Source organism: Halomonas sp. BC04, assembly GCF_000568385.1.
Window position 1 is genome coordinate 1 of sequence record NZ_AZQX01000116.1, and the last position, 5,564, is coordinate 5,564.

Annotated in this window: 6 protein-coding genes; 4 read left to right on the forward strand and 2 right to left on the reverse strand. The window is 56.7% G+C overall.

What is annotated here, in order from left to right:
- From Q427_RS08240 to Q427_RS08255, 4 genes are all read left to right on the forward strand, one after another.
- Positions 1 to 1,004 (forward strand): hypothetical protein (locus tag Q427_RS08240; protein WP_051496232.1); only part of this gene is annotated, 1,004 nt, incomplete at its 5' end.
- 103 nt (positions 1,005 to 1,107) lie between these two features.
- Positions 1,108 to 1,785, forward strand: a complete 678-nt coding sequence (locus Q427_RS08245; protein ID WP_043512816.1) for a C39 family peptidase — start codon at positions 1,108 to 1,110, stop codon at positions 1,783 to 1,785.
- A 29-nt stretch (positions 1,786 to 1,814) separates the two neighbouring features.
- Positions 1,815 to 2,630, forward strand: coding sequence for a hypothetical protein (locus tag Q427_RS08250; RefSeq protein ID WP_043512811.1), 816 nt, complete (start codon positions 1,815 to 1,817; stop codon positions 2,628 to 2,630).
- A gap of 125 nt (positions 2,631 to 2,755) precedes the next feature.
- The gene (locus tag Q427_RS08255) at positions 2,756 to 3,868 is read left to right on the forward strand and encodes a transporter (RefSeq protein WP_231613546.1); all 1,113 of its coding nucleotides are present in this window, start codon (positions 2,756 to 2,758) and stop codon (positions 3,866 to 3,868) included.
- 79 nt (positions 3,869 to 3,947) lie between these two features.
- Here Q427_RS08255 and Q427_RS08260 read toward each other — a convergent pair whose 3' ends face one another.
- Both Q427_RS08260 and Q427_RS33645 read right to left on the reverse strand, forming a co-directional pair.
- Positions 3,948 to 5,303: a sigma-54 dependent transcriptional regulator gene (locus tag Q427_RS08260; protein ID WP_051496233.1), complete on the reverse strand. Its 1,356-nt coding sequence runs from the start codon at positions 5,301 to 5,303 to the stop codon at positions 3,948 to 3,950.
- Positions 5,260 to 5,564 (reverse strand): hypothetical protein (locus tag Q427_RS33645; RefSeq protein WP_231613547.1); only part of this gene is annotated, 305 nt, incomplete at its 5' end. The genes Q427_RS33645 and Q427_RS08260, both read right to left, overlap by 44 nt.

Consider the following 5,564-nt stretch of genomic DNA (forward strand, 5'->3'; position numbering starts at 1 on the left):
AAATGTATGGTTCATTCTGGAGAAATATCATGACTCACTTCAAGAAAGCACCAATTGCCTTGGCCATCGCCGCTCTGCTTGCGTCTGGTTATGCACTCGCTGATCGGGGCGGAAACGATTTCGAGACCAACAGCAGCATCGATTCAACATTCACTAACAACATTGACGTTTCCCTGGAACATGACAGCAACACCACCACGCGCCTGTATGTCAAGGGTGGGGCCTGGGTCTTTGGCAAGAACTATGCGGGTTCCACGGTCGACAGCAAGCAACTGCAGGACGGCAATGTGGTGATCAACGATCTCGTTGAGAATGATGCCTCTGTCGGCGGTAACGCCCTGCGTGGCGCCAGCGGTAACATCGGGGTCAACGTGGCTTCCGGTGACAACAATCAGCAGGCCAACGATGCGGCACTCGCCGCCAGCGATGCTCAGCATGTCTTTGGCCAGGCTTCCGCTTTCTCCGCGCAGTCGTCCAGCAATAACACTGCCATCAATAGCGGCACTCAGAATACCGCCAACCTTGGCGGCAACGCGCTGCGCGGAGCCAGTGGCAACATCGGCGCCAACATCGCCTCAGGCGCCGGTAACGCCCAGCAGAACACCTTGTCTGCCTCCGTGTCCAACAACGGCTCGGCTGTCGCTACCGGCGGCGGTGTACAGGCCAGCTCCGGCAACGTTAGCTACAACGCTCCTGGAGAAGTCGAAACTACCGAGACAAGCACCACGGTTGCGGCTGGTGCCTATGCTTCAGCGGACGCCAAGGCCAGGGCCGGAAAATACAGATACTCAGAAGCCAGTTCCAAGGCCCTTTCCGGTTCTTTTGCAGTCTCCAACTCCGTGACCACCACCGTTAGCCAGATGCAGAACAACACGGCCTCCATCGATGGCAATGCCTTGCGCGGCGCCAGCGGCAACATCGGTGCCAACGTGGCCTCGGGCAACAACAACATGCAGCGCAATAGCCTGGCTGTTGCCGCAACCAGCAGCAATAACGCCCAGTAATGCGCTAGCTACAAGCTCAATAGCCCGGCCGACTGGGCCGGGCTATTGAAGCAAAAAAGGAGGCGTCATGTTCGCTAGACGTACCAGGAGTTTCTTCATCTGCTTGGCCTTGGCCAGCTTCTCTTTTGTCGGTGCGTCATCTGTCCAGGCGGCACCGATACAGTTCGCTGGCGTGGTGCCGGGCACCATCGTTACCAAGGAAGTGCAGTCCATACGGGAAAGACGTTTCGAGAACCTGATCGAGCAGGAGACGGATTTCTCGTGTGGCGCGGCTTCTCTCGCCACCATTCTCAAGTATGCCTATGGCTGGTCTGATGTGACCGAGGAGACGGTGCTTGCCGGCCTGATGGAGGTATCCGACCCGGAGAGGGTGAGGAATCTGGGCTTCTCGCTGCTGGATCTCAACAATTACGTGGAGCGCATAGGCCTGCGCGGCAGAGGCTACGAGATCGGTCCTGAATCCCTGGAAGAAGTCTCCATCCCTGTCATTGTGCTGCTCGACCTCGATGGCTATGAGCACTTCGTGGTGATGAAGAAAGCGCGTGGCGACCGGGTCTATATCGGCGATCCGGCTCTGGGCAACAAGGTCATGGATAGGGATGATTTTATCGACTCATGGAACAACATCATCTTTGCCGTGGTGGGTGATGGCTTCGATGCTTCCACGGTTCTGCTCGATCCGGCCCAGCCCCTCACGGCCCGGCGGATGACCGATGTGTTTTCCCCGGTACCTGAACAACAACTGCTTGATTTCGGCTTCAAGCATTCTGAAGTGTTCTGAACCGATAGCCTCAAGCGAGGACAGGAATCATGAACAACAGCAATAGCCATAAGCACTGGAAGCTGATCGGAACAACCCTGCTCTTTGTCACAGCCGGTGCGGCCACGTTCAGCATGGCGACTGCCGCTACACTCCCGGACGATCTGGAAGCGACGGCGGAGCAGCGCAATTTTCGTCATCTAGACGATCATGAGCTGGCCGGTATCCGTGGGCGCTACGTACAGGGCAACAAGGTCCTGCTGTTCGGTATGGAAATGTCGACGGTCTGGACCTCTCCCAGCGGCCAGGTCTTCGAGACACGGGCAGACCTTCAAGTGGATCTTTCAGGATCCTCTCCGATGGTAACCTTCTCGCCCCATATTACCGCCACGACTGACGAAGCCTATCAGAGTCATTCCAATGCCACGGGGCAGCGTGCTTTCGTGGTCGATAGTGGCACGGGAAATGCTACGGGGGTCGTTCAGGTCGTTCAGTCAGGGGGTGACTTCAATGTGGCAGGCAACGACTTTCAGCTGGATATCAACCATGGCAGCATTGGCCAAGCGCGTGCTGGAAACGGTGGAATATCCCTTTCCGGCGATTCCAGCGGCGTGCAGATGTCGATTGAGGGTGGTGCGAGAGGCCTGGGCATGCGGATCAGCGTGCCGGGGCAGGGCGACGTGGCGCAGGGAGTCTACGCTGGTCGAGGCTTGCATCAGTCGGTACAGCTGATGGGCAATCATCAGGAAGTGCATAACATGACCCGGATGCAGATCCAGATGGACCAGGGCATCGGGAGCACTGTGCCAGCCGGGGACCTGCGCAGAGCCCTGGAGTCGACGCGAAACCTCGAAAGAAGCTTCTGACACTACATCATAGTGTAACGTTTTTTTTCTTTTTGAATCCTTGTATGGTGTGGCAAGCGCTAGCTTCACGATAATTGGGCGGCCGAAGGCCGCCCGCGGTGTGTCTGCCGTGTGGCTAGCATGTGTTGGACGGATTCAACGAGGGGTATCCGATGGCAATTCCACCTGATCGCAAAAAGACGGCTTATGTGCTAACTGGCTTGCTGGCCGGGACCTTTCTGAGCACCGCTGCCTTCGCTCAGACCGCACCGGGACAGGTCGATGGCGAGCCGGTGCGTGAAGCCCAGCCCAGCCAGAGCGTACGTGACGTACTGCGTGAAGAGCACACGCTCTTCTCCGATCGCCTGACCATTGAGCCGGGCATCACTTACACCTATTCGGATCGCAGCCAGCTGGCACTAAGCGGTTTCCTGGTGCTGGATGCGATCTTCTTGGGCAACATCAGCGTCGATTCGGTGGAGAGTCATACCACCACTTTCGATCTCAATCTGCGTTATGGCCTGACCAACCGGCTGGAGGCGGAGTTGAGCTTGCCTTATGTCTACCGCTCCAGTACTTACCAGACCATCGGGGCCGGTGGGTCTACCGAGGACTATATCGATGCCAATGTCACCGAGGGCGGGCTTGGGGATATCAGTGCTTCACTCTATTACCGGCTGCTGCCTGAGACCGAGAGCCGCCCGGATGTGGTCTTGAACTTTGGTGTTCGTGCACCGACCGGCAAACATGCCTATGGGGTAGGTACCCGCGAGATAGAGGGCAGCGAGGGCAACCTGACCGTCCCGGAAGAGCTGCCCACGGGCAATGGGGTCTGGGGCGTATCGACGGGTGTATCGGTATTGAAGACGCTGGACCCGGCCATCGTTTTTGCCAATGTGGGTTATACGCATAACATTGAGGAAAATTTCTCCGATATTTCCAGTGACGAGGGGCAGGTCCCCGGCCGGATCGATCTGGGCGACTCTATCCGCTTTGGTTTCGGCACCGCCTTTGCCCTTAACCCCCGGTTCAGCCTCTCTCTCTCTTATAGTCATCAGCACGCTTTCGAATCGAAGATCACTGAAGAGGGGCGAGCGCAACGAACACTCATTGGCAGTGGTGCCAACTCGGGCGCGGTGAATCTCGGCGCTACCTACGCCATGAGCGACCGGACATCACTGGTGACCAGCGTGGGGGTCGGCCTCACGGACGATGCACCGGATATCACCTTGACCTTCCGGATGCCGTTCCAGATGTAAACGATATGCCCCGAGCCGGTTTCTACCCTCTATCAGCAGGCTCGGGGCGGATGACCGCCTACAGGCGACCTGATGCCGGTCAGGCGGTGGTGAGTAGAACGGGACTCTCTCCCTTGCGTGCCAGCTCGTGCTTTTCCATGAGGCGATAGAGCGTCACCCGGGAAACGCCCAGCTCATCGGCCGCTTTCTTGACCTTGTGCTTGTTTCGGCTCAAGGCGCTGATCAGTGCCTCTTGCTCGGCGCTATTGCGTGCCTCCTCCAGAGTAATGATGTGTCGGTTGGTCATGCGCCGCTCCAGCCCCAGGTCAGCGGGCTTGATCAGGCGCTGGTCGCACATCACCATCGCACGGCGTACGCGATTGATCAGTTCACGGATATTGCCCGGCCAGTGATACTGCTGCATCAACGCCAGTGCCTCCTGGCTGAAGCCCCGGACCTTCATCGACTTTTCCGATTCGAACTTGCTGAAGAAGAACTTCGCCAGTATCTCGATGTCGCCCTGCCTCTCTCTAAGTGGCGGCATTTCAACCTGCAATACATTGAGGCGGTGATAGAGGTCTTCACGGAATCGCCCCTCCTTCACGGCCTTTTCCAGGTCGACATGGGTGGCGGTAAGGATGCGAACATCCACATGTATCTCGTCCAGGGCACCGATACGTTGGATGGTTCTCTCCTCGAGAAAGCGAAGCAGATTGACCTGGAGATCGAACGGCAGATCGCCGATCTCATCCAGGAACAGGGTGCCACCAGAGGCGGCTTCTATCTGTCCAACCTTCTTCTGGCTGGCGCCTGTGAAGGCACCTTTCTCATGCCCGAACAGCTCGGATTGGATCAAGTTGGTGGGCAGGGCGCCACAGTTCACGGCGACGAAGGGTGAGGTCGCTCGCTGGGACCGTTCATGAATGGCGCGTGCCGCCAACTCCTTACCGGTTCCTGATTCGCCGCTGATGAAAACCGGTGCGTCCACCGCCGCAACCCTGCGGATCGTCTCGAAGACTTTCTTCATGGCAGGCACGGTACCTACCATCTCGAATTCTACCTCGCTCGTCGCTTTTCGTTGACTGGCGTCATCGGAGCGTAACCGTTTCATGGCCAGTGCATGCTTAAGCAGGCAGTCTATCTGTTCGATAGCAATCGGTTCAGCCTGGTATGCCATGAATAGGCTACTCAATATATGGCAGAAGGCGGGATCTTCGAGTTCCCCTTCCTCTATCAGCGCTATCCACTCCATGTAAGAGTTGACGATGATCTTTTCCAGAGCCGACGTATCGGTGGCGTCCTGGTCGTGGAGGCAGGAAATACCGACATCATGAGAGGCTTCCTCAACCAGGGACTTTGCCATCGTCAGGTCGTGGGCCAGGGTGACGGCCCATCCCCGCGCCTCCATGGCTTCAACAAATTCTTGCTGGTCTCTGCTCAAAGAGCCGATCATCATGAGCTTTGCCTGTTTTTCCATTATTCCTTGCCCCTATATTACTGATCTTGTTGCCGCCCGGAATTAACCGCATGATCGACCGCGTACTTAATATATATGAGTTTTCTAGTACTTTGGTCTTTATATTCCTGATGTCCATAGCATCTGCTAAATTAAACACGTCAGGCAGGCGATACTGCATAGCTCCTATTTTAGAGCGCAATAATGACCAGCATAATGCTGAACAATAGATACCAGCTTGCTGGCCAGTGATTTGTCTTT